This is a genomic window from Methylophaga sp. SB9B, from assembly GCF_004832235.1.
GTDB lineage: Bacteria > Pseudomonadota > Gammaproteobacteria > Nitrosococcales > Methylophagaceae > Methylophaga > Methylophaga muralis.
Genome location: NZ_SSXS01000012.1, coordinates 94,154 through 117,300, shown reverse-complemented (window position 1 = coordinate 117,300; position 23,147 = coordinate 94,154). Strand labels below are relative to the sequence as shown.

Below are 23,147 nucleotides of genomic sequence, written 5' to 3'. Positions count from 1 at the left end.
CGAATGCATGATAAATCCCTGATCAATGCCGGACGTTTATTACTCAAAAATCTGACGCAGCAGCAACACAGCCGATTGTATCTGGCGGTGTTGCTGGGCGTTATGGCATCGATTGCGATGATTGTGCAGTGGTATGCACTGGCACGATTAACCTACGCAGTACTCATTCAACAGCAGTCGCTGGTTGAACAATCCCTAATTATTGGCCTGATGGTACTGGCACTTATTTTAAGATCAGTGCTGGTCAGGGCTCAGGAACATTACGCTCAGCTGGCAAGTTTGTATGCACGTGAGGCGTTACGAAATCAGATCCTTTTCAAGTGGCGTCAAATCAGCGCGTTGCAACATAGTCAACGATCTCCCGGTTCAGCTGCCAGCCAGTTAATTGAAGATGTCGAGGCGATGGATGGCTATTTCGCCAGATTCTGGCCACAGCAATTATTGGCAGTACTTACACCACTAATCATTGTTTTTGTTGTGTTTTATTACAACTGGCTGGCCGCCATATTTTTATTGCTGGCAGCGCCATTGATTCCATTGTTTATGGTTTTAGTCGGGATGGGCGCTGAAAGCATTAATCAGCGTTTCTTCAACCAACGCCAGCGTCTGGCTGGTCATTTTTTGGATCGGGTCAAACATCTCACCACATTAAAACTGTTTGCTGCCGAATCTGCCGCATTAACTGAAGTGAATTTACGCAGTGAGGATTACCGGCAGGTGGTGATGAAAACACTGAAACTGGCGTTTTTATCCTCAGCCGTTTTAGAGTTTTTTACCAGCGTGGCTATTGCCACTATCGCTATTTATATTGGTTTTTCCCTGTTAGGCGCGATTAGCTGGGGTCCGTCGGCTGATATCACGTTATTCAGTGGTTTATTTATTTTGCTGCTGGCACCGGAGTTTTTTCAGCCACTACGAAATCTTTCCCAGTTCTATCATGATCGGGCTGCTGCTTTGGCAGCCGCGACGCAAATTGCCACATATCTGGATCAGTCAGACATAACTAAAAACCTTCCTGCAGATGTCATATCAAAACAACAATCTAATTCGGCGATATCCAAGTTGATCACCACTAATCTCTCTATCGGTTATAGCGCCAATGAAAAAATACAGGGGCCTTTAAATATCGAGTTAACGACAGGGCAGTGTCTGGTGATTAGCGGCCCTTCCGGCAGTGGTAAAACCACTCTGTTGCATACCCTGGCAGGTTATCTGCCATCAGTGTCCGGTGAGCTGCTATTGAATAACCAGCCAATCACTAAAACAGCGATTCGTTATCTGCCACAAAAGCCCTGGATTATTAACGGCAGCTGGGCCGATAACCTATCGGTGCTGGCACCACAAGCCACTGAACAAGCAATGCAAAAGGCATTGATTCAGTTAGGTTTGGAAACCTTAATTTTAAATAGAGACAATGGCTTAGACAGTCAACTTAATGAACATGGTGAAGGGCTTTCCGGTGGTCAGTTACAACGAATGGCGTTGGCGAGAGTCATACTTTCGCCTGCACCTTTAATATTGCTGGATGAACCAACGGCCAGTCTAGATGCCGAGAGTCGGCAGTATGTTTTGGCGGTACTAGCAGAGTTAAAATCACAGTGTATTTTAGTGATATCCAGCCATGATCCTGAGGTATTAGCGCTTGCCGATCAGCAGCTCCATTTTAAGTTTAAAGGGGATGACTGATCATGTTGAATCCTCGACCAAATACAGTTTCACCAATTAGATTCTGGCTTGGAAAAGTATTGGAACATCAGAAAAAACGCTTAATAATTGGTTTGCTTCTGGCGTTATTAACCGTTGTTTCAGCGATGGGACTGTTGGCCTTGTCTGGCTGGTTAATCACCGCAACAGCCATAACCGGTTTGGCAATTACGGCGGGCAGTGCGGTGATGTTGGATATTTATCGTCCAGGTGGTGGCATCCGGTTTTTTGCCTTAAGCAGAACGGTAGGGCGCTATTTTGAACGTCTGCATAATCACGATTTAGTGTTGCGAGTTATTGCTGGGTTCAGAGGCACGCTATTTTCCGGATTACTGGATTTACCGGTTCAACAACTGCGAAACACCCAGGATAGCGAATGGCTGAGCCGTTTAACCGCCGATCTGGATAATCTCGATAGTCTTGTACTACGACTGTTATTACCCCCAATGACAGCAATAGGCAGTTTGTTATTGCTGGCCTTATTTATGAGTTTTTTCTCACTCACACTTGGGGTGATATTCGGTGTTATCACACTGATATCAGCATTTTCTATTTCAGCCTGTTTACCCATAAAACAACCCAAATCAGTCGCTTTTATGCCGAGCAAATTAACGAAGCGCGATTGCTGACGATTGAACATTTACAAGGCCAGCTGGAGTTACAGGCCGCACATTTAAACGAAGCACATCAAACGCGACTGGTGCAGTCGCTTGGTGAAATTGGCAAGGCACACTTAAAGCTGAATCAACAGATTGCCAATGCACAGTTAATAGTCAGTATCTGTCATGGGCTGCTGGTGATAGGCGTGGCGCTGGCAGCAATGTGGGCCTATCAAAATGCTATTTTCAGTGGACCGGTTGCGGTTATGCTGGTATTGGCTGTATTTGGTTTGGGCGAGTTACTGCAAAACCTGCCGGGGCAGTTAGGGCAGTGGGGTAGAACCCGCTATGCAGCAGAACGTCTGCAACCTTTAGCCGAACATAAGACTACAGAGAAAATGGAGCTGGAACAGCTTGAACGCCTGTCGATGATGCTGGCCGATCATCCAAAAGTGATCAGCACTATCGACACTGCTATGGCATTTGAATTAATCCCCGGACAATGCCTGCTGGTAACCGGTCGATCCGGAAGTGGAAAATCCACAGTCGCCAACATACTGGCGGGACTGGAAATCCCGGATTCATTTACAACACCTTATCAGTTGCTGATAAACGGCATTCCAATGCGTACAGAGCAAACACAAGCCTGGCATAAGCAGATTGGCTATCTGACTCAGCAAAACAGCATCATCGCTGCGACGTTATATAGCAATTTGACCTTAGGGCTTGATGAAGTCGACGAACAACAGCTTTGGCAGGCTCTGACTTTAGTCGAGCTGGATGATTGGGCCAAACAACTGCCCGCCGGATTACACAGCTGGTTGGGTGATACTGGTAGCCAACTATCAGGTGGCCAGGCCAGAAGGCTCTGTCTGGCAAGACTTTTATTAAAAGAGTCGAAACTGATCCTGTTGGATGAACCTTTTAACGGCATTGATGCAGAAATGGCCCAACGCATTTGGCAGCGTTTATCTCCACTTTGGCAGGACAAAATGTTGATTGTGCTGATGCATCAGCGACCTGATTATTTTCCCGAACTCGATAATCAGCAGATTTTTGAAATCAATCTGGATCAAAGTTAATTGTTCATTCATCAAAAATTTTAACTAGCGCACAGTTTTGCCATACAGCTCGGCATGAGCGTTGCCTGCGCCTTTAATCTTGAATTACTATTTTTCGTAATTGAAAGGAATTCAAGAAGGATAAAATGGATAATCGTCACGGAAGACGAGCACCCTATCTTCGGTTAGTGGTGTTTGTTATATGGAATTTATTTTCTCTAGCAGCTTATGCTGGTGCTACGGTTATTGACCGGGCCGCACAAGAGCAACTATTGCAGCAAGAGCGCGAGCGGCAGCTTCGCGATCAGCAAGAAATCTCTCCTGATGTACGTTTACCCGCTCCAACGTCTCCACCCGAATTCCTCGTTTATCCTGATAATGAATCCCCTTGTTTCACTATTTCCAGTATTACGCTTATTGGCGAAAGTGCTGAAAAATTTCAGGTTGCTTTACTCGCAGTAACGGATGGCAACGATTCTGCAATAGGACGTTGTCTTGGGGCACAAGGCATTAATGTTGCAATGAGCCGTATTCAAAACGCCATTATTGCCCGGGGATTTGTCACTACCCGCGTATTGGCAGCGCCGCAAGATCTTAATTCTGGCGCTTTGGAACTGACTGTTATCCCAGGTAAAGTCAGAAAAATTCAGTTTGCAGACGAGGTAACCATTAGGGCAACTAAATGGAATGCGATTCCTGTTAAACAAGGAGACATTCTGAACTTGCGAGATATTGAGCAGGGACTGGAAAATCTCAAACGCATCCCGACTGCAGAAGTCGATATCCAGATAGAACCGGCAGAAGGGCCCGAATCTTTGCCTGGTGAAAGCGATGTGGTGATCCAATACGAACAGCGTTTTCCGTTTCGTCTAACCCTCAGCGCTGATGATGCCGGGTTCGATTCCACCGGAAAATATCAGGGCGGCATTACGTTGTCAGGCGACAATCTACTTATGCTTAATGATTTGTTCTACGTCAATTACAACCATGATTTGGGTGGTGGCGAATCAGGTAAGCGTGGATCTGATGGCCAGACTATTCATTATTCGCTGCCGTTTGGATACTGGTTATTCGGTTTGACCACATCAAGCTATGACTACTATCAGGCAGTATCTGGTGTGAATCAAACCTATACCTACAGTGGTCGGAGCGAGAATTCTGACATCAAGGTGAGTCGGCTGATTTTCCGTAATGCCATTAATAAAACCTACCTTTCACTGCGAGGCTTCTTCAGAAAATCTTCTAACTTTATCGACGATACAGAGATTGAAGTGCAAAGACGCCGCACAGCGGGCTGGGAGCTTGGCTTTAACCAAACCTGGTATTTAGGACAATCACTGCTCGATTACAGTCTCGGCTACAAGCGCGGGACAGGGGCAAGGAATTCACTCAAAGCACCAGAAGAAGCCTTCGATGAAGGTACCTCACGCATGGAAATACTCACCGTCGACATGGCTTTCAACCATCCACTCAATTTGAATGCTCCTTGGGGGGAACAAGCGCTGTATTACTCAAGCCAAATTCGAGGGCAATACAATTTCACTCCATTAACACCTCAGGATCGATTCGCGATCGGTAATCGCTACACAGTACGTGGCTTTGATGGGCAGTTGTCTTTAAGTGCCGATAACGGCTGGTTTATCCGTAATGAACTCAGTGCATCGCTTGGTACCACAAGGCAGGCTGTCTATGGTGGCGTGGATTATGGCGAAGTCAGCGGTCAATCCAGCGACCGTTTATTAGGTAGGCAACTCGCAGGGATTGTATTGGGATTAAGAGGCGGCTTCAGCAGTTTTAGCTATGACGTGTTTGTCGGCAAAGCACTTAAAAAACCAAAAGGATTTGAAACAGACAGTACGACAACAGGATTCAATTTTAACCTGACTTTCTGACGTTGGATTTGATTCTCATGTGATCAAGGATGAATAATCATGAACAAAAATAAATTCAGGGTTGTATTTAACAAAGCACGTGGCTTGATGGTGGTGGTGGCTGAAAACGTGGGAAGTTACTCATCCAAAAGTAAACAAAGCGTTTCAACTGCATCCAGCCCTGCACCAATTATTATGTTACGTCCGGTGTGGATTTCCATTCTGATTATGAGCAGTTTGATGATAACAGTCAGCCCTGCCAAAGCAGATATCATTGCCGACCCGAGCGCACCTGCTAATCAGCGTCCCATTGTTAATGAAACTGCAAATGGTCTGCCACTGGTCAATATTCAGACCCCTAGCGCAGCCGGTGTCTCGCGTAATACGTATCATCAGTTCGATGTTAAGACACAAGGCGCTATTCTCAACAACAGCAACACCAATACCCAAACTCAACTCGGCGGCTGGGTTCAGGGTAATCCCCATCTTGCAGGGGGAACCGCCAAAGTCATTCTGAATGAAGTCAACAGCCACAATCCAAGTTTATTGAACGGTTATATTGAAGTGGCTGGTACCCGAGCACAGGTAGTAATTGCCAATCCGGCAGGTATTAGCTGTAGTGGATGTGGGTTTATCAATGCCAATCGAGCTACGCTGACGACTGGCAAACCCATCATCAATAACGGCAACCTGCTCGGCTATCGTGTAGGTGGCGGTAACATTAACTTTTTAGGTAATGGACTCGATACTTCACAAACTAACTTTACCGATGTAATTGCACGCGCCGTAGATGTGAACGCTGGTATTTGGGCGAATGAGCTCAGCATTACCACCGGTACGAACCAAGTCAATGTCGACAGCAACGGCAATCAAACCAGTATAAATCCGATTGTTCCTGATGCAGGAAGTGCTGCCCCGGCTTTTGCTGTGGATGTTGCAGCCTTGGGAGGCATGTATGCGGGCAAAATTCACATGGTTGGAACCGAATCTGGTTTGGGAGTAAGGAACGCTAGTGATATCGGTGCAAGCGTTGGTGCTGTGACTATTACTGCCGACGGGATGTTACAAAATACCGGCACTATCAGTGCTAAAACCAATATCCAGTTGACTACCACCGGGCTGGAAAGTGAAGGAAGTGTTGGAGCAGAGGGCAACATTACGATCAACCTTGCTTCTGATTACGTACACACCGGTGACCTGCAAGCTGGCGGTAATCTTGACTTACGCACCACTGGTGATATCACTAATCAATCGACCATGCTCGCAAGTCAATCGCTAAACCTTAGCGCCAACAACATCGACAATACGGTTAATGGCGAAATCATAGGTCTCAATACGCAGATGCTGGCTGAGGATAGGCTCACCAATCACGGTTTGATAGATGGGGTAGAAACGGTTATCTACGCAGATACGCTGATAAATGAACAAACCGGCAGCATCTTTGGTGATCAGATTGGCATTCAGGTGGCTCATCTTGGCAATGATACTGGCGCTTTGATCGCAGCCCGAGATCGGCTCGATATAGGTGCGGGGACTATTGAAAACCGCAATAATAGTCTGATGTTCAGTGCAGGCGATCTGGCGATTGCAGGAAGTCTGGGTAGCGGTAATCAAGCAATCGGCTCAGCAGATTCGCTTATCAATGACGGTGCAACTATTGAGGCATTGGGTCAGGTAACATTGACCATTGTCGACTTACAAAACTTAAATGCCAATCTTGTCACACAACTGGTGCAGACCGGTTCCGGCAGCTTTGATCGTTTTACCCCAAGATCGACCAGCGTTATTTTAAATGCAGCCGACTACCCCGGGGCACGAATTGGTGACGAGAGTATTTCCTGGCGCACTGCTGGTAGTTATACCTTTAGAGAATATCATCGTTATCGCGGCACCACTGTTACCCGAGAAACACATGTGATTGATTCCGCTCCCGGGCAGATATTTTCTGGGGGGGATATGGTCATTAGCGGGTCCATCACCAATAGCGATAGCCAGATCATTGCAGGTGGTGCCCTTGATGTCAGTGGTGCCAGCTTGCAAAATCTGAATACTCAAGGTGAAATCAGAGTTCGATCCAGAGGCCATGCCTACTATTATGATTACGATGGCAGCGGCAGTGGGTTCAGGTACGACGTTGATTATCTGGGCGCATACAATCCTGCCGATGTTGTCACCACATTTAACTTATCAACCAGTGAAGTCACACAGAACACCCTGCCTGCTGGCAGTGGCACCACTGTCAGCTCAGCAACGGTTCCAGTTGTTACCAATAGCCTGTTTCAGGCCAGTCCGGATATCGCTGCCACTTATTTGATTGAAACCAATCCACGTTTTGCCAATTACCGCAGCTGGTTAAGCTCTGACTACATGATGCAGCAACTGTCATTCGACCCTGCCACCACTCAAAAGCGTTTGGGCGATGGCTTCTACGAGCAACGTCTGGTGCGTGAACAAATCGCCCAATTAACGGGCCGTAGATTCCTTGATGGACATGCTACTGATGAAGCGCAATATCAGGCTTTAATGACCTCGGCTCTGACACAAGTCGATGCCGTACAACTTGTCCCCGGCGTTGCGCTTTCTGCGGAGCAGGTGGCGCAGCTCACCAGCGATATTGTCTGGCTGGTTGAGCAAACAGTCACGCTACCTGATGGCACAGTTACTCAGGCTTTGGTGCCGCAAGTTTATGTCAAGCCGCAAGTAGAAGACTTTAAGCCAACCACCGGTATGATGGCAGGTAATACGGTCACTATGAATCTCTCTGCTGATGCAACTAATCAGGGTACCATCGCCGGTCGCGAGTTACTGACACTGAATGCTGACAACATCAATAATCTAGGAGGTCAGATAGTTGCTGATTCGACGTTATTAAAAGCCAATAACGATATCAATAACATCGGTGGCCAAGTTATTGCCAGAGATGCGATGCTGTTGGAGGCTGGCAATTACATTAACCTACTGAGCACGACACAAAGCAGTAAACAAAGAGAGGGGGCCAGCAGTTTCAGTCGTACTAATATAGATCGTGTTGCCGGACTTTATCTCAGCAACCCCGGCGCTATCCTTGTTGCCTCAGCAGGTAATGACGTTAACCTGATGGCTGCCAGTATCATCAATGGTGGAGAAGGTGGCATCACACAAGTTAATGCCGGAGAAAACATCAATCTTGGCACGCTGCAGATTGCCGAACAGAACAGCAGCATCCGTAACGCTAAAAACTATGTCAAACACGGTGGCACACAGGAAATTGGCAGCGTCATTGAAACAACGGGCGATATCGCATTCAACGCGGGTAATGACTTCAATGCAACCGCCGCTAGCATCAACAGTGAAGGGGGTGCCATCAATGTCACCGCCATACAAAATATCAACATCGTTGAAGGCCGTGAAACCAGTAACTTCGACGCTGCGCGTAAGGTAAAAAGAAGCAGCACCTTTAGCAGCAAAACCAAGACCCAACGCGATGTGTTCGAAGCGGATAACAGCATCAGTAGCAACCTCAGCGGTGATACCGTAATGTTACTGGCCGGTAACGATCTGAACATTCGTGGCAGCAATGTTATCAGTGATAACGGTACTATGCTAAGCGCAGAAAATGACGTGAATATCACCGCTGCCAGCAGCACGGCTTACGAATACCATGAGCGTAAAACCAAAACGAGCGGCCTTAGCACCAGTGGTGCCAGCGTCACCCTAGGTTCCAGCTCACTGAATACAACACAGACCCTCAATAGTACTAAGCAGACTGGCAGCACAGTGGGCAGTGTGGAAGGTGATGTGGCGATTGAGGCAGGCAAGCGTTATACCCAAAAAGCCAGCGATGTGCTGGCCCCACAAGGCAATATCGATATCAGTGCTCAACAGGTCAATATCGTTGCTGGGGAAAATAGCCGTGATACCACCCAAGAAACTAAATTCAAACAAAGTGGCTTAACGCTTGCCATTACTAGCCCAGTTATCTCTGCCATTCAAACGGCACAACAAATGAGTGAAGCAGCCAGCGATACCTCGGATGGACGTATGAAGGCCTTAGCGGCAGGCGCTACAGCTCTGGCAGCAAAGAATGCCTATGATTCTACCCAGCAAGCATTATCTGCATCGTCTACAGGCAATGATTTAACTGATGCGGCCAATCAAGCAGGCGGCATTAATCTCAGCCTTTCCATCGGTACCTCAAAGAGCAGCAGTACTTCCATTCAAACCAGTAACAGTGTTCAAGGTAGTCAAGTTATGGCGGGAGGGGATATCAATATCAGTGCTACTGGTGGCGGGGCAGATTCTGATTTCCACGTGATAGGCAGCACTATCAATGCGGGAGAAAACGTATCAATCAAAGCTGATGACCAAGTCAATCTGATTGCTGCTAAAAATACCTACACACTTAACAGCAAAAATAAAAACAGTAGTGCCAGTGTTGGTATTAGCATTGGCACCAATGGGCTCGCTATCACTGCCAGTGCATCTCAAGGAAAAGGTAAAGCCAATGGGACAGATGTGAGCTGGACGGAAACCATGGTAGCGGCGGGCAATAAAGTCAGCCTGGAGAGCGGTACCGATACCAATCTCATTGGTGCACAAGTGAGAGGTAATCAAGTAGTGGTCGATGTCGGCACTTCGGGCGAGGGCAATCTCGATATCCACAGTTTGCAAGATACCAGCACCTACGATAGCAAACAGAAAAGTGCAGGTATTAGTGTCAGTATTCCGATAGGTGCTGGCTCGGCTGGCGGTTCAATCAGCTCCAGTCAAAGCAAGATCAATAGCGATTATGCCAGTGTCAATGAACAAGTCGGAATCTTCGCCGGGGATGATGGCTTTCAAGTCAACGTGGCGGGCAATACCAACCTCAAAGGGGCAGTCATCGCCTCTACTGAGCAAGCCATTTTAGACAATAAGAATAGCCTGACGACCGAAACGCTCAGCGTATCGGATATCAATAACAAAGCGGAATATGATGCCAAGGCCACCTCGGCGACTATAGGCGGTGGTATTCAGGCAGGTTTACCGCAACTCTCTGGGGCCGGCATAGGAAAAGATAGCGATAAAGCAGAGAGCATAACGGTCAGTGCCATCAGTCAGGGTACGTTGAATATTACCGATAGCGACGGCCAGAAAAAACTCCTCGGTGAGGATGCCATCACCACGGTTGCCCAGCTGAACCGAGATGTGCAGATTAACGAGCAGGGAGAGGCAGTCGACAGCCAAGGAAATTTAACCGCTAATACCATCGCCCCTATCTTTGATGCAGAAAAAGTCGCCAAGGAAATTGAAGCTCAGGTGAAAATCACTAAAGAATTTGGCCAACAGGCAAGTCAAGTAATCGATAGTTATGCGGAAAATCAGATGAACGAGTTACGTATTCAATATGAAGAAGAATCTGATCCAGAGAAAAAGAAGGCGCTGCAGACCGAGGTTGACAAATTGCGTCTTGAAACCCATGTGCTCAACGTACTTGTGGGTGCAGTGACAGGTTTAGGTGGTACGACACTCACTCGCGAAAGCCTTGCGGCTGTTTCGGAAGAGCTTCGCAAGATCACCATTGCAAACTCAAAGCTATCTCCAGGAGTTATTGACGAATCCGTTGATGGCGAACCATTCACTCTATCCAACTTTTCAGGTAAAAGTGTTGGTGGGAAATGGGATTTAGACCCCACTAAAACTGGTGGTACAAGGGTGGACCTCGATGCATTGTGTGGTGCTGATAACAAGCGATGCATGACCAAAGATGATGGGAATGGTAATCAGATTCTTGATCTCAAAGATGGAATGGTGCAGTGGAATCGTGAAGAGGCCGATGGAAAACCCCTCCTCGAATGGCTCGAAACACCAGAGGGTAAAAAGATGCGCGGCCTAACCGGGGGAGTTCAGGCTGTTAAGGGTACTTTGTTTGGAGTGCCCTACGAGGCGGGAAGTTTTATTGACAAGCTTATCGAGGCCTTTGGCGGACCGCATGATTTTATTGGTGGTCAGGGTGCGGGTTTTTATGACGATGAGGGTAATGCTCCTAGAGGGCGTAGCACGTCCGAAAAGGTAGTAAATGAAGCATGGACTGCTGTCGCCCTTGTTCCTTCGGCTCCCTTTGGAGCGGCAACGTTATTACCGCCAGAGGTGTGGAAGGCCATTTCAATCTATTTGGGGGCTTCGAAATGAGAGTGAAATCCAAAATATCTCGTATGACAATCCTAACAATCGCCTTACTTCAAACAGGTTGTGGGATAGGAGGTCACTGGATGACTGGTGACCCTTCTACAAATCTGATATCAAACCCTACATCGCTTACTGGGAAAAAGCGGGAATGACGAATGAAGGCCGATTAGAGGATTGGCTGGTGTGCGGTGGAAATGGGAATGGTACTTTCTCTTGGAAAGTGATGGAGCAATTTCCAGGAGAAAGTGATGAGCAAAGCTCAAGGCGACAACGCGATGAATTTCAACGTTGCATGATAAGCAGCGGTTATCGTTACACGGGAGATTGTTCAAGCAAATATATGCAATCACGACCTCTTTGTGGATCGCCTTGAGAATGTTCTTAGGCCGGAAAATAAGATTTAAATTCAAAATATTATGTCTGACAATCCAGTTGACTGTCTTGCTTCAAACCGGTTGTGGAATAGGAGGGTATTCGATGACTGGTCTGGTGCTTGTAGATGATTCAAAACACCACCTGGAATACTACGAAAAACTGGGCTGGACGTCGGAAACTCGGCGACAAGACTCTGCGGAATGCGGTGGTCCCCCAAACGAGTCCATACAATTCGGTTCCAACGCAATTAAAGCTGCCCAACGACCCGAAGAAACAGATCGGCAGACAATGATGTGTCTGCGTAAAGCATGGCATGCCTGTATGACTGAAAAGGGTTACCGGGATACGCGTGCTGTACCGCAGAGTTAACAGTAAATAATGCATCGACTCAGTAGTTAGCCGATGATTTTAGATTAATTGTTCAATCAATAGGGTCATGTTGTTTGATTTTCTCTTGCCGCTGCAACATTGGTTACCGCCCGATGCCTGGCAAGCAATTTCTATTTTATTAAGAAATGCAAAATGATATTTCGCATAAAGTTATTTATTACTGCTGTTTTAATTGTCTTCCTGGCTGCATGTGGTAGTGGAGGTTACTGGATGACTGGGGATCCAAGGGTTGGGGTAAATGTAAAACCTTACGGCGCTCACTGGATCAAGGAAGGAATGACGAAAGAGAGTCGACGAGAAGATATTGCAGCTTGCGGAGCCAAGGGTAATGAAAGTGTCAATTTCCTTCCTCATGAAATCCAGGCCGCCAAACAACCTGACGATCCTAATGATATAAAAGCAATGGGAAGACTCACTCATGAGTGGGCTGAATGTATGCGAGATAAAGGATATGTTTATTTAGAGTACTGCGATGACCGATGTCGTTACCCCTGAACATAATTAATTTACAAATTCGAGAACAATAATTATGACGGCTAAATCTATGGAATCTGACTCTACAAGATATGGTCATCAGCCCCCTTTGCCATGACGGAACAGTGAGGAAGGTTTTTTCGATTATGTTTGGTGCAACGAAATGAGTCGGCCAAAGTGGACTGTGCCCTGCATAGTTTTGTTGCTGACAGGGTGCAATACGACGATTCTGGTTGCTACCAGCGTAGGTGAGAGTATACCTCACCTGCAATACTATGAAAAACTGGGCTGGACGTCGGAAACTCGGCGACAGGACTCTGCGGAATGCGGTGGTCCCCCAAACGAGTCCATACAATTCGGTTCCAACGCAATTAAAGCCGCCCAACGACCCGAAGAAACAGATCGGCAGACGGAGATGCGTCTGCGCAAAGCATGGCATGCCTGCATGACTGAAAAGGGTTACCGGGATACGCGTGCGGTGCCGCAGTAGAGTTAACAGTAAATGATGCATCAACAATACTTACATGGATGCAGCTTCACTAGTAACAAAAAATTATTTCTCCTTAGTATCAATATCATCCCGCACAGAAAAAATATGTCCCAACAATTTGGGGGGATCATAAGCTAAATTGAACGAGGTTCTGTTTGATTGAAAAAGTCGTTGATAAAAATCTGTAGATAAAAATATGACTAGCGTTCCTGTGTTTCGTGAAACGTATGAGTCAATCATCGATATTAATGGTAAAAGAGGTTTGTCCATAATTCTTCCTTTTGTATAAGGACTCTCGGTTGGGGAGCAGCACGATCTCCCAGTGATTGAGACCTATAGAGGACGCCGGCATTTTCGCCAGCCTTGTTGGGAGAATGGAGGAAGATGATGCTGATACATAGCGCATCGTCAGACAAAATGCCCTAAAACATCTCTCTACATCTTCGACGTAAGCCACTTACAAGTTGCTCTCCACCGTGTTCTTCGAATTGACCTGGTACCGAGAACAGCTTGTTCACTTCCATGCTGACTAATTTAGTTAGAGACTTTGTTTCTGATGTTAGCCAGCTATGATCCGCCCGTCTGTGCGTCACCGTACATCGCTCTGACTTGGGCTAAGCAGTTGGCATTAATGTCGCGTCTGGCTTACTGGCCACATATCTAAATACATGGTCGGCTTTAAGCAGATTCGAACGTAATGGCGAAGGAGGGGGTACAACGATGTGCATGGGATGGCGGAGACAGAAACGACGGATAATGTCAGTAGTAAAAGGATATATTCAGATACGACGATATGGCCTGAAATAATCTTTAAATATAGAACAGCTAAAATCACAATTTCCAAACCCCAGATACAAAAAAACGGACCGAAGTCCGTTAGTTTGTTTGGCGGAGGGACAGGGATTCGAACCCTGGGTAGGCTATAAACCCACGCCGGTTTTCAAGACCGGTGCATTCAACCGCTCTGCCATCCCTCCAAGACGCGGCATATTACTAGGAATGACTTGTTCTGACAACAGTGAAAACAAAATTTATATTGCTATTGCCATTTAGAACTTATCCGGTAGGATGATGTCCATTGGATGAACCACCAATCATCAATACTTTACTGAGTAATGGAGAAATAAACTGATGAACTACGATACACAATCAACAGTTGTACGCTCGCGCGAGTCTGCGCTGCAAACCAACAAGTTATTGCGTAACACCTATGTACTACTGGCAATGACGCTCGGCTTTAGTGCCGTTACAGCTGGTGTTTCAATGGTTTTCAACCTGCCGCATCCCGGCATTATCATCACTTTGATCGGTTACTTCGGTCTGTTGTTCCTGACAGCTAAATTGCGCAACAGTGTCTGGGGTATCGCTTCTGTATTTGCTTTAACAGGGTTTATGGGCCTGACATTGGGACCAATCGTTAACGCTTATTTAGGTTTACCAAATGGTCCGCAAATCGTTATGCAAGCCTTGGGTGCGACCGGCATTGTGTTTTTAGGCTTGTCTGCTTATGCGATTAAATCTGAAAAAGATTTCAGCTTCATGGGCGGCTTCCTGTTTGTCGGTATCCTGGTTGCTTTCCTGGCGGGTCTGGCAGCGTTCTTCTTTAACATGCCTGGTCTGTCATTAGCTGTTTCAGCGATGTTTGTACTGCTGATGTCTGGTTTGATTCTGTATGAAACCAGCAACATCATTCACGGCGGTGAAACAAACTACATCATGGCGACTGTGACCTTGTATGTCAGTATCTACAACCTGTTTACCAGCCTGTTGCATTTGATCGGCGCTTTCTCAAGCAGCGATTAATTTGCGAGAGTTTAAATGTTATTCATTCAAGCCCCTTTCTAGGGGCTTGTTTGTTTCTGGAGCATTGCCATGAAAAAGAATCTGGGCAAAACCGATAGAACGTTACGCATCATAATCGGTCTGTTTATAATAGCGGTTGCTTTGTATTACCAGAGTTGGTGGGCCTTGTTGGGTTTGGGGCTGCTGATTAATGGTTTAAGTGGTCGCTGTGGTGGTTATGCCTTGTTTGGCTTTTCTACTGCAAATGATTCCTGTGACATTTCTCATAAAGAGCGTAGCTAGCGCATAATAAACATCATGACGAATAACCAAACACAATTAATCGATAACTTTGGACGACGCGTGTCGTATGTCCGCATATCGATCACTGATCGCTGTGATTTTCGTTGTGTGTATTGCATGGATGAGGAAATGACGTTCATGCCGCGCGAACGTTTGCTGACATTGGAAGAGATTGCTTTTCTGGTCAGAGCCTTTTGCGAGTTAGGCGTTGAAAAAGTGCGTATTACCGGTGGTGAACCATTAGTGCGTCGTAACGTTGATTGGCTGATAGAGCAAATTGGCGCGTTAAAGCACACTACGTCGCTTAAAGAACTGAACTTAACCACCAACGGGTCGCAGTTACCCAAGTACGCTGAAAAGCTTGCTGCAGCCGGTATGGATCGCATTAATATCAGCCTGGACTCGTTGAATGCCGATCGCTTTCGTGAATTAACCCGTACCGGTGAATTAACTCAGGTGTTGGACGGGATTGAGGCCGCCAAACAGGCTGGCTTCAAACGCATTAAATTGAATGCGGTGATTATGAAAGGCCGTAACGACGATGAGATTGTCGATCTGGCTCAATTTGCGATTGATAATGAGTTGGATATTTCTTATATCGAAGAGATGCCATTAGGCCAAGTGACGCACAGTCGTAATGAAAGCTATTGCAGTAGTGATGAAGTGCTGGCCACATTACAAAAGCATTTTGATTTGCAAACTAGTATCGCCAACACCGGCGGACCATCACGTTATTACCAAGTAGCTGGTACCAAGAGCAAAATCGGTTTTATCTCACCGCATAGTCATAATTTCTGCGAAAGCTGTAATCGGGTTCGGGTAACAACTGAAGGCCGTTTACTGTTATGTCTGGGCCAGGAACATTCAATGGATTTACGCGATATTATTCGCCGTCATCCAGGTGATATTGAACAACTCAAACAAGCCATTATCCAGTCGATGGATATCAAACCGAAAGGCCATGACTTTAATATCAAAGAACAGCCAATTATTTTCCGTCATATGAGTGTCACCGGTGGCTAGATATCAGCCGGAAATGACCAATCAAGGCATTAATCGCCTGCATACCACCACCGTATTAGATGAGTTTGGCGAAGCCCGTGAAGTGTCGTTAACCGGCGAAAGACCTCTCACAATTTATCTCGATAATCGTGAGATTGTGACTTTGATGACTTTGGGCGGTCAGCCTGAATTACTCACCCTGGGTTATCTGCGAAATCAGGGGTTGGTTGATGAACTTACTCATATCAAATCCATTCAGGTGGATTGGGATGTCGATGCGGTAGCGGTGACCACGCATCAACAGAAAAACAACCTCGATTCCCTTATGTCCAGGCGTATTGCCACCAGTGGTTGTGGGCAGGGCACCATGTTTGGTCATGTGATGGATTCGTTGTCTGAAATGAAACTGCAGTGTCCTGCGTTCAGTGCCCAGTCTATTTATGATGTACTGCACGCATTAAACGAGTACAACGAAATGTATAAACAGGCCGGGGCGGTGCATGGCTGTGCATTGTGTCAGCAGAACGATGTGTTGTTTTTCGTTGAAGATGTTGGCCGACATAATGCCGTTGATGCGATTTCCGGCTGGATGTGGCTTAACGATGTGAAAGGCGATGACAAGGTGTTTTATACCACTGGCCGTCTGACCTCTGAAATGGTCATCAAAGTTGCTCAGATGCAAGTACCACTGCTGTTATCCCGAAGTGGGGTGACTGAAATGGGCTTAAATATTGCCCAAAATATTGGTATTGGCATGGTCGCTCGCGCTAAAGGTAAACACTTTCTGGTGTATACAGGCCAAGATCAATTTCAAACGAATACTTCATTGAGCTCTGCTGGATAAAATATGGAAATACAAACGGCCGTTGGTGCTGATATCCCACAATTATGTTTGTTACTCGACACCTTGTTCAGTCAGGAAGCCGAGTTTAAACCGGACAGTCAATTACAGGCGCTTGGATTAGGGGCGATCATTGAAGGTGATGGCATTGGCGATATTCTGGTAGCAAAACAATCCGGGCAAATTATCGGCATGGTGAATTTACTCTACACCGTATCTACAGCATTAGGCAGTAGGGTAGCGATTCTCGAAGATATGGTTATTGCACCGCAACATCGTGGTCTGGGTGTCGGTTCTGCATTGTTGAAACATGCTATTGATTTTGCCAAACAAAAAGGTTGCAAACGTATTACTTTGCTTACCGATAATGACAATGAAGCGGCACATCATTTTTATCAACAACATGGGTTCACAGAGTCTTCCATGCAAGCATATCGTTTGTTTTTAGAAGTTTAATAACAGATAGTTACAATACAAACTTAATCGTTTTTCTCATTAATTTTTGCTTCGTCCCACAATGCATCAAGCTCATCTAATGATGCTGTTTGCATTGATTTTCCCTGCTGACTTATCTGCATTTCAATGTACTGAAAGCGACGCAAAAACTTCTGATTACATTGCTCGATAGCTTGTTCAGGATCAACCTTTAAGTGTCTGGCAAGATTAGTAATGGCAAACAGCAAATCACCAATTTCTTCCTGTAATTTGTTTGGGTTGGCATCATCCAGTTCTGCGGCAACCTCGTCGAGCTCTTCGTGAATTTTGGCAATCACACCATCGATATGCGGCCAGTCAAATCCAACACTGGCAGCAGATTTCTGCAATTCGACCGCGTAACGAAGCGATGGAAGCTGTTTATCGGCAGCATTAAGCAGGGAAGTTTTAGCCATTAGTCGCCACGGGTAAATTTAATAATATGTCTGCGATCACGTTTACTTGGCCGACCTTTTTGATCACGAAAGCCTAATGGCTCGTTTTTGATTTGTTCACGTAATAATTCGCGTTTTTCACGACTTTCCGGCGTTTCCTGATAAAGCAACTGGGCTTCACTGGCTGGACGACGCTGTTTTTGCAGACCTAATACATCAATAACATATTCATAAGGTGGCAGCGAAATAGCTAATTGATCGCCTGGACGAATAGTACGGCTGGGTTTAGCGCGTTGACCGTTTGCATGAACCTTGCCGCCATTTATTGCTTCAACAGCAAGGCTGCGGGTTTTATAAAACCGCGCAGCCCAGAGCCACTTATCCAGTCGTTGATTTTCCTGACTTTCGGTTTCGGCTTTCGCCATCAAGCTTTACCTTGTAATTGCAATAAAATACCTTCGTTTTCAAGTGTAGAGGTGTCTTGGGTAATCTCTTCACCTTTGGCAATGGTACGCAATAACCGACGCATGATTTTTCCGCTGCGGGTTTTTGGTAAATTATCGGAATAACGAATCTCATCAGGCTTGGCGATAGGTCCAATCTGATCAGCGACCCAGGCGCGTAATACGTTGGTCATTTCTTCATCAACACCGCCTTCAGGGCGATTGCCTTTTAAAACCACATAGGCAAAAACCGATTCGCCTTTTACATCATGCGGTTTACCAACAACCGCTGCTTCGGCAACGGCTTCATGGGCAACCAAAGCTGATTCGATTTCCATGGTACCCAGACGATGACCGGATACATTAAGCACATCATCAATGCGCCCCATGATCCAGAAATAACCTTCTTGATCCTGACGGGCGCTGTCACCAGCCAGATAATATTTGCCATCGAAATATGGCCAATAGGTGTCTTTATAACGCTGGTCATCACCCCAGATGGTTTGAATCATTGACGGCCAAGGCTTACGAATCACCAGAAAACCACCTTGATTTGGACCAAGCGCTTCACCTTGTTCATTGACGACTGCCGCATCAATACCGGGCAGAGCTCGGGTACATGAACCTGGTTTAGTTACTGTGACGGCCGGTACCGGAGCAATCATATGTGCACCGGTTTCAGTCTGCCACCAGGTATCAACGATAGGGCAGCGTTCCTGGCCAATCACGCGGTGATACCACATCCATGCTTCCGGATTGATCGGTTCACCCACTGTACCTAATAAGCGCAAGTGGGAGAGATCGTACCGTTGTGGAATATCATCGCCTGCTTTCATCAAAGCCCGGATTGCTGTGGGAGCTGTGTAGAAAATGCTGACATGATGACGCGCACATACATCCCAGAAACGTCCTGCATCGGGAATGGTTGGTACACCTTCATAAATAATCATTGTTGCGCCGACTGCAAGCGGACCATAAGCGACGTAGGTATGACCGGTAATCCAACCAACATCGGCAGTACACCAGAATACGTCTTTTGCCTGAATATCAAATACCCAGCGCATAGTGGTAATGGCGTTCAGTAAATAACCGGCTGATGAATGTTGGATACCTTTTGGCTTGCCGGTAGAACCCGATGTGTATAGTAAAAACAATGGATCGCAGGCATTCATCGGTTCAGGTTCACACTCCGATGACTGATCTTGCTCAGCATCATGCCACCAGATATCACGACCATCTTGCATGTTGATGTCATTGCCGCAACGTTTAAAAACAATCACCGTTTCGACACTTTTGCAGCCTTTGCTTAAGGCCTGATCAGCTGTGTTTTTCAGCCCAATGATTTTGCCACCACGATGTCCGCCATCTGCTGTGATGACAAGTTTGGCCTGGGTGTCTTCGACACGATCTTTTAATGCTTCAGCAGAGAATCCACCAAACACGACTGAATGTATGGCACCAATGCGAGCGCAAGCCTGCATGGCCACAACGGCTTCGGTAATCATCGGCATATAGATGATGACCCGATCGCCTTTTGTGATACCTTGATTTTTTAATGCATTGGCAAATGTGCAGACTTTCTGATGCAACATTCGATAGGTGATATGTTGCACATCACCGGGTTCGCCTTCAAAGATGATGGCCGTTTTTTCGGCATTTTCTTTTAATTGTCTATCAAGGCAATTATAGGAAACATTCAATTGACCATCGGCAAACCATTTATAAAACGGGGCGTTGCTGTCGTCTAATACTTTAGTGAAAGGGGTTATCCAATCAAGTTCCTGCTTAGCTAATTCGCCCCAAAAAGCTTCATGGTCCTCAGCCGCCCTGGCATAAAGTGCATCAAGATTTTTAGGGTTTAGCGCAGAGCTTTTATAAAAACTTTCGCAGGGGGCGAAATGCCGGTTTTCATGAAGGGTAGATTCAATATTATTCTGAGCCATAGATACCTTACCTTATTATTCTCTCTGTTTTGAGTATAGCCCGCTGCCAGCTTAAATGTAGTCAGCTTCCAATAAAAAACTCTCCCGAAAGCAAGAATGCTTAGGGGAGAGTCAGTTTAAGCTAATGGTAGTGTTTAGAAGAAACCGAGCGGGCTGGTGCTGTAACTGACCAACAAGTTTTTCGTTTGTTGGTAATGTTCCAGAGCAATCTTATGGGTTTCACGGCCCACGCCAGATTTTTTATATCCACCAAAGGCGGCATGAGCTGGATAATGATGGTAGCAGTTTGTCCAAACACGACCAGCCTGAATAGCACGGCCCATACGATAAGCCAGATTCATATCACGGGTCCATAAACCTGCACCCAGACCAAATTCGGTGTCGTTAGCAATTTCCAGAGCTTCGGCTTCGTCTTTGAAAGTTGTGACTGATACCACAGGTCCAAAAATTTCTTCCTGGAAAATACGCATTTTGTTATGACCTTTCATCAATGTCGGTTCGATATAGAAACCATTATTGAATTCAGCACCTAGTTGTTCGATACCTCCACCCATTAATAATTGGGCGCCTTCTTGTTTACCGATTTCAACATAGCTGAGGATTTTATCGAACTGTTCTTGTGAAGCCTGAGCACCGACTTGCGTTTCGGTATCAAGTGGATTACCACGTTTGATCAGTTTGGCGCGTTCCATGACAACTGCAATAAACTCGTCATAGATGCTTTCTTGAATGACTGCGCGAGAAGGGCAGGTACAAACTTCACCTTGGTTAAAGAACGCTAGGACCATGCCTTCGGCACATTTATTAATGTAGTCCTGTTCTTGCTGCATGATGTCTTCAAAGAAGATATTCGGTGATTTACCACCAAGTTCAACAGTAGATGGAATGATGTTTTCGGCGGCGTATTTCATGATTAACGAGCCGACAGGAGTTGAACCGGTAAATGCGATTTTGGCTATACGTTTGCTGGTTCCTAGCGCCTGACCCGCTTCGCGACCAAAACCGTTAACGATATTTAATGTTCCTGCGGGTAATAAATCGGCGATTAGTTCGGCCAGAATCAGAATCGATACAGGTGTTTGTTCAGCTGGTTTCATGACAACACAGTTGCCTGCAGCTAACGCTGGAGCAAGTTTCCATGCCGCCATTAAAAGCGGGAAGTTCCACGGAATAATCTGACCAACAACACCAAGTGGTTCATGGAAATGATACGCGACAGTATTTTCGTCGATTTCACCCATGGTGCCTTCTTGAGCACGCAAACACCCGGCAAAATAACGGAAGTGATCAGCGGCTAATGGAATATCGGCGTTGAGCGTTTCACGCACAGCTTTGCCGTTATCCCAGGTTTCGGCTACGGCCAGTTTTTCAAGATTTGCTTCGATGCGATCAGCAATTTTCAGCAGAATATTGCTTCGATCTTGAACTGAAGTTTTGCCCCACGAATCACGTGCTTTATGAGCTGCATCAAGCGCTAATTCAATATCAGCTTCGCCGGAGCGGGGGATTTCACAAATGACTTCACCGGTTACCGGGGTAATATTATTAAAGTATTCGCCTTTTACAGGGGCGACCCATTCACCGCCAATAAAGTTTTCATAACGTGATTTAAATGAGATCACCGAATCTGGTGTGCCTGGTTTTGCGTAAATCATAATTCTCTCTCTTATATTGTTATGTTTTAAAAAGCCCAGCATAAATGCTGTGGCGGATAAAATACTTGACTGAAAATCCTGTTCACTTGACTGATAGTCCAGAAGTGACAAAAAAGTTAACACATCGTTCGATAGAGTTGCTATTTTTAGCTATGAAATTTTCACATCTTTTGTGATTGGAAAGAAGTCTTTAGTCGTAAATACTATGACTTGACTTATGCTCGGAAACGGACACATGATCAATCAACGTTTATTAAGGTCATATTATGAGCCTGAACACATTGCCACCAATTAGCCGTCGCGAAAACCGTCAGTTGCTAATAGAAAATAAAGTGACATTCAACGGTCCAGAAACGGAATTAAGTATTTACGATACTTATCGTAATTCATCAGGCGTCGCACTTGAAGCTGATCACTTATTGTATTGCGGCATGGTTAGTGGCCGAAAAGTCATGCATAACCATTACAATGTTTCGGGTGAGCTGTTTGTGCCACATGAATCATATGTGATGCCACCTGGCGAACATGTTGAAATTGATTTTCCCGATGCCAATGAGCAACAACCTACAACTTGCCTGACCATTGAGATCTCCAAAGAACGTATTGAAGCAATTTCAAAACGTATGCGAGATTTAGTGAAAATAGAAGCCCCAGAACATCACTGGGAATATCAGCCCCGCATTATTCACAAACATCACACTCGTGATACCCAGCAATTACTGGAAAGAATGGTTTCGTTTTATGTGCGAAATGATCCAGATAAAGAATTGATGGTGGATTTAGGCGTATCAGAACTGGTAATTAGATTACTTCGTGAGCAGGGTCGCGAAGTGTTATTAAGTTATTGCAAACGTGTGCCCGATGCCAGTGGCATAACAACGGTTATTCACACGTTGGAACAAAACCTTCGTGAACCTTTGGATATCGATCAATTATGTCGGCAGGCTTGTATGAGTCGCAGCCGATTGTATGTTGAATTTAAAAAACAGTTAGGTTGTACACCAGGTGAATTTCACCAACAACTCAGACTGAAATCTGCTGCTGATGCGATTCGTGACGGCCAAAGTGTCACTGAAGCTTGTTATGGTTATGGATTCAATGACTTAAGCCATTTCAGCCGACGTTTCAGTCAGTTTTTTGGCTGTTCACCCAGCGCTTTTCGGAAAGTAAATCTGCCTGATTAATCGCTATAACTAGT

General features: G+C 45.9%; 17 protein-coding genes and 1 tRNA gene. 13 read left to right on the top strand and 5 right to left on the bottom strand.

Features of this window, described 5'->3' with window-relative positions; translation table 11 throughout:
- Positions 1–3: 3 nt before the first annotated feature.
- From cydD to E8Q33_RS12680, 7 genes are all read left to right on the top strand, one after another.
- Positions 4–1,686 (top strand): thiol reductant ABC exporter subunit CydD, encoded by a 1,683-nt coding sequence (cydD, locus tag E8Q33_RS12715; protein WP_136555187.1) that lies wholly within the window; start codon positions 4–6, stop codon positions 1,684–1,686.
- Positions 1,687–1,688: 2 nt separating this feature from the next.
- On the top strand, positions 1,689–2,333 hold the full coding sequence (locus E8Q33_RS12710; protein WP_136555185.1) for a hypothetical protein: 645 nt from the start codon (positions 1,689–1,691) through the stop codon (positions 2,331–2,333).
- Complete coding sequence (locus tag E8Q33_RS12705) at positions 2,327–3,385, top strand: ATP-binding cassette domain-containing protein (protein WP_136555183.1); 1,059 nt, start codon at positions 2,327–2,329, stop codon at positions 3,383–3,385. Before E8Q33_RS12710 ends, E8Q33_RS12705 begins: the two co-directional genes overlap by 7 nt.
- Positions 3,386–3,510: 125 nt before the next feature.
- Entirely contained in the window at positions 3,511–5,256 is a 1,746-nt protein-coding gene (locus E8Q33_RS12700) for a ShlB/FhaC/HecB family hemolysin secretion/activation protein (protein ID WP_136555181.1), read from the top strand.
- Positions 5,257–5,295: 39 nt separating this feature from the next.
- Complete coding sequence (locus E8Q33_RS12695; RefSeq protein WP_136555179.1) at positions 5,296–11,385, top strand: hemagglutinin repeat-containing protein; 6,090 nt, start codon at positions 5,296–5,298, stop codon at positions 11,383–11,385.
- Between the two features lie 474 nt (positions 11,386–11,859).
- Complete coding sequence (locus E8Q33_RS12685; protein WP_136555177.1) at positions 11,860–12,126, top strand: hypothetical protein; 267 nt, start codon at positions 11,860–11,862, stop codon at positions 12,124–12,126.
- 153 nt (positions 12,127–12,279) lie between these two features.
- Positions 12,280–12,642 carry a hypothetical protein gene (locus E8Q33_RS12680; protein ID WP_136555175.1) on the top strand — a complete coding sequence of 121 codons (363 nt, stop codon included), beginning with the start codon at positions 12,280–12,282 and terminating at the stop codon, positions 12,640–12,642.
- 1,355 nt (positions 12,643–13,997) lie between these two features.
- On the opposite strand, the gene E8Q33_RS12675 is transcribed toward E8Q33_RS12680, so the two are convergent.
- A tRNA-Ser gene (locus E8Q33_RS12675) sits at positions 13,998–14,088 on the bottom strand.
- A 154-nt stretch (positions 14,089–14,242) separates the two neighbouring features.
- Between E8Q33_RS12675 and E8Q33_RS12670 the strand changes: the two genes are divergently transcribed.
- From E8Q33_RS12670 to E8Q33_RS12650, 5 genes are all read left to right on the top strand, one after another.
- On the top strand, positions 14,243–14,914 hold the full coding sequence (locus E8Q33_RS12670; protein WP_069295938.1) for a Bax inhibitor-1/YccA family protein: 672 nt from the start codon (positions 14,243–14,245) through the stop codon (positions 14,912–14,914).
- A gap of 69 nt (positions 14,915–14,983) precedes the next feature.
- Positions 14,984–15,196 (top strand): DUF2892 domain-containing protein, encoded by a 213-nt coding sequence (locus tag E8Q33_RS12665; RefSeq protein WP_136555173.1) that lies wholly within the window; start codon positions 14,984–14,986, stop codon positions 15,194–15,196.
- 15 nt (positions 15,197–15,211) lie between these two features.
- Positions 15,212–16,219 carry a GTP 3',8-cyclase MoaA gene (gene moaA / locus E8Q33_RS12660; RefSeq protein WP_136555171.1) on the top strand — a complete coding sequence of 336 codons (1,008 nt, stop codon included), beginning with the start codon at positions 15,212–15,214 and terminating at the stop codon, positions 16,217–16,219.
- Positions 16,212–17,042: a formate dehydrogenase accessory sulfurtransferase FdhD gene (locus E8Q33_RS12655; protein WP_136555169.1), complete on the top strand. Its 831-nt coding sequence runs from the start codon at positions 16,212–16,214 to the stop codon at positions 17,040–17,042. The genes moaA and E8Q33_RS12655 overlap by 8 nt, the downstream gene beginning before the upstream one ends.
- A gap of 3 nt (positions 17,043–17,045) precedes the next feature.
- Positions 17,046–17,495: a GNAT family N-acetyltransferase gene (locus E8Q33_RS12650; RefSeq protein ID WP_136555167.1), complete on the top strand. Its 450-nt coding sequence runs from the start codon at positions 17,046–17,048 to the stop codon at positions 17,493–17,495.
- Between the two features lie 23 nt (positions 17,496–17,518).
- On the opposite strand, the gene E8Q33_RS12645 is transcribed toward E8Q33_RS12650, so the two are convergent.
- The 4 genes from E8Q33_RS12645 to E8Q33_RS12630 form a co-directional block, all read right to left on the bottom strand.
- Entirely contained in the window at positions 17,519–17,929 is a 411-nt protein-coding gene (locus E8Q33_RS12645) for a MazG nucleotide pyrophosphohydrolase domain-containing protein (RefSeq protein ID WP_136555165.1), read from the bottom strand.
- Positions 17,929–18,333, bottom strand: a complete 405-nt coding sequence (locus E8Q33_RS12640) for an RNA-binding S4 domain-containing protein (RefSeq protein WP_069295944.1) — start codon at positions 18,331–18,333, stop codon at positions 17,929–17,931. The genes E8Q33_RS12645 and E8Q33_RS12640 overlap by 1 nt, the downstream gene beginning before the upstream one ends.
- On the bottom strand, positions 18,333–20,294 hold the full coding sequence (gene acs, locus E8Q33_RS12635; RefSeq protein WP_136555163.1) for an acetate--CoA ligase: 1,962 nt from the start codon (positions 20,292–20,294) through the stop codon (positions 18,333–18,335). Before acs ends, E8Q33_RS12640 begins: the two co-directional genes overlap by 1 nt.
- A gap of 134 nt (positions 20,295–20,428) precedes the next feature.
- Entirely contained in the window at positions 20,429–21,949 is a 1,521-nt protein-coding gene (locus E8Q33_RS12630) for an aldehyde dehydrogenase family protein (RefSeq protein ID WP_136555161.1), read from the bottom strand.
- Positions 21,950–22,215: 266 nt separating this feature from the next.
- Between E8Q33_RS12630 and E8Q33_RS12625 the strand changes: the two genes are divergently transcribed.
- Positions 22,216–23,133: a helix-turn-helix domain-containing protein gene (locus tag E8Q33_RS12625; protein ID WP_069295946.1), complete on the top strand. Its 918-nt coding sequence runs from the start codon at positions 22,216–22,218 to the stop codon at positions 23,131–23,133.
- The last annotated feature ends 14 nt before the right edge of the window (positions 23,134–23,147 follow it).

Bases quoted from the DNA above. Each gene is read 5' to 3' on its own strand.
- E8Q33_RS12630 (WP_136555161.1), bottom strand. From the start codon at position 21,949: ATGATTTACGCAAAACCAGGCACACCAGATTCGGTGATCTCATTTAAA.
- E8Q33_RS12640 (WP_069295944.1), bottom strand. From the start codon at position 18,333: ATGGCGAAAGCCGAAACCGAAAGTCAGGAAAATCAACGACTGGATAAG.
- E8Q33_RS12665 (WP_136555173.1), top strand. From the start codon at position 14,984: ATGAAAAAGAATCTGGGCAAAACCGATAGAACGTTACGCATCATAATC.
- acs (WP_136555163.1), bottom strand. From the start codon at position 20,294: ATGGCTCAGAATAATATTGAATCTACCCTTCATGAAAACCGGCATTTC.
- E8Q33_RS12645 (WP_136555165.1), bottom strand. From the start codon at position 17,929: ATGGCTAAAACTTCCCTGCTTAATGCTGCCGATAAACAGCTTCCATCG.
- E8Q33_RS12710 (WP_136555185.1), top strand. From the start codon at position 1,689: ATGTTGAATCCTCGACCAAATACAGTTTCACCAATTAGATTCTGGCTT.
- E8Q33_RS12670 (WP_069295938.1), top strand. From the start codon at position 14,243: ATGAACTACGATACACAATCAACAGTTGTACGCTCGCGCGAGTCTGCG.
- E8Q33_RS12695 (WP_136555179.1), top strand. From the start codon at position 5,296: ATGAACAAAAATAAATTCAGGGTTGTATTTAACAAAGCACGTGGCTTG.
- E8Q33_RS12650 (WP_136555167.1), top strand. From the start codon at position 17,046: ATGGAAATACAAACGGCCGTTGGTGCTGATATCCCACAATTATGTTTG.
- cydD (WP_136555187.1), top strand. From the start codon at position 4: ATGCATGATAAATCCCTGATCAATGCCGGACGTTTATTACTCAAAAAT.
- E8Q33_RS12625 (WP_069295946.1), top strand. From the start codon at position 22,216: ATGAGCCTGAACACATTGCCACCAATTAGCCGTCGCGAAAACCGTCAG.
- E8Q33_RS12700 (WP_136555181.1), top strand. From the start codon at position 3,511: ATGGATAATCGTCACGGAAGACGAGCACCCTATCTTCGGTTAGTGGTG.
- moaA (WP_136555171.1), top strand. From the start codon at position 15,212: ATGACGAATAACCAAACACAATTAATCGATAACTTTGGACGACGCGTG.
- E8Q33_RS12680 (WP_136555175.1), top strand. From the start codon at position 12,280: ATGATATTTCGCATAAAGTTATTTATTACTGCTGTTTTAATTGTCTTC.
- E8Q33_RS12685 (WP_136555177.1), top strand. From the start codon at position 11,860: ATGACTGGTCTGGTGCTTGTAGATGATTCAAAACACCACCTGGAATAC.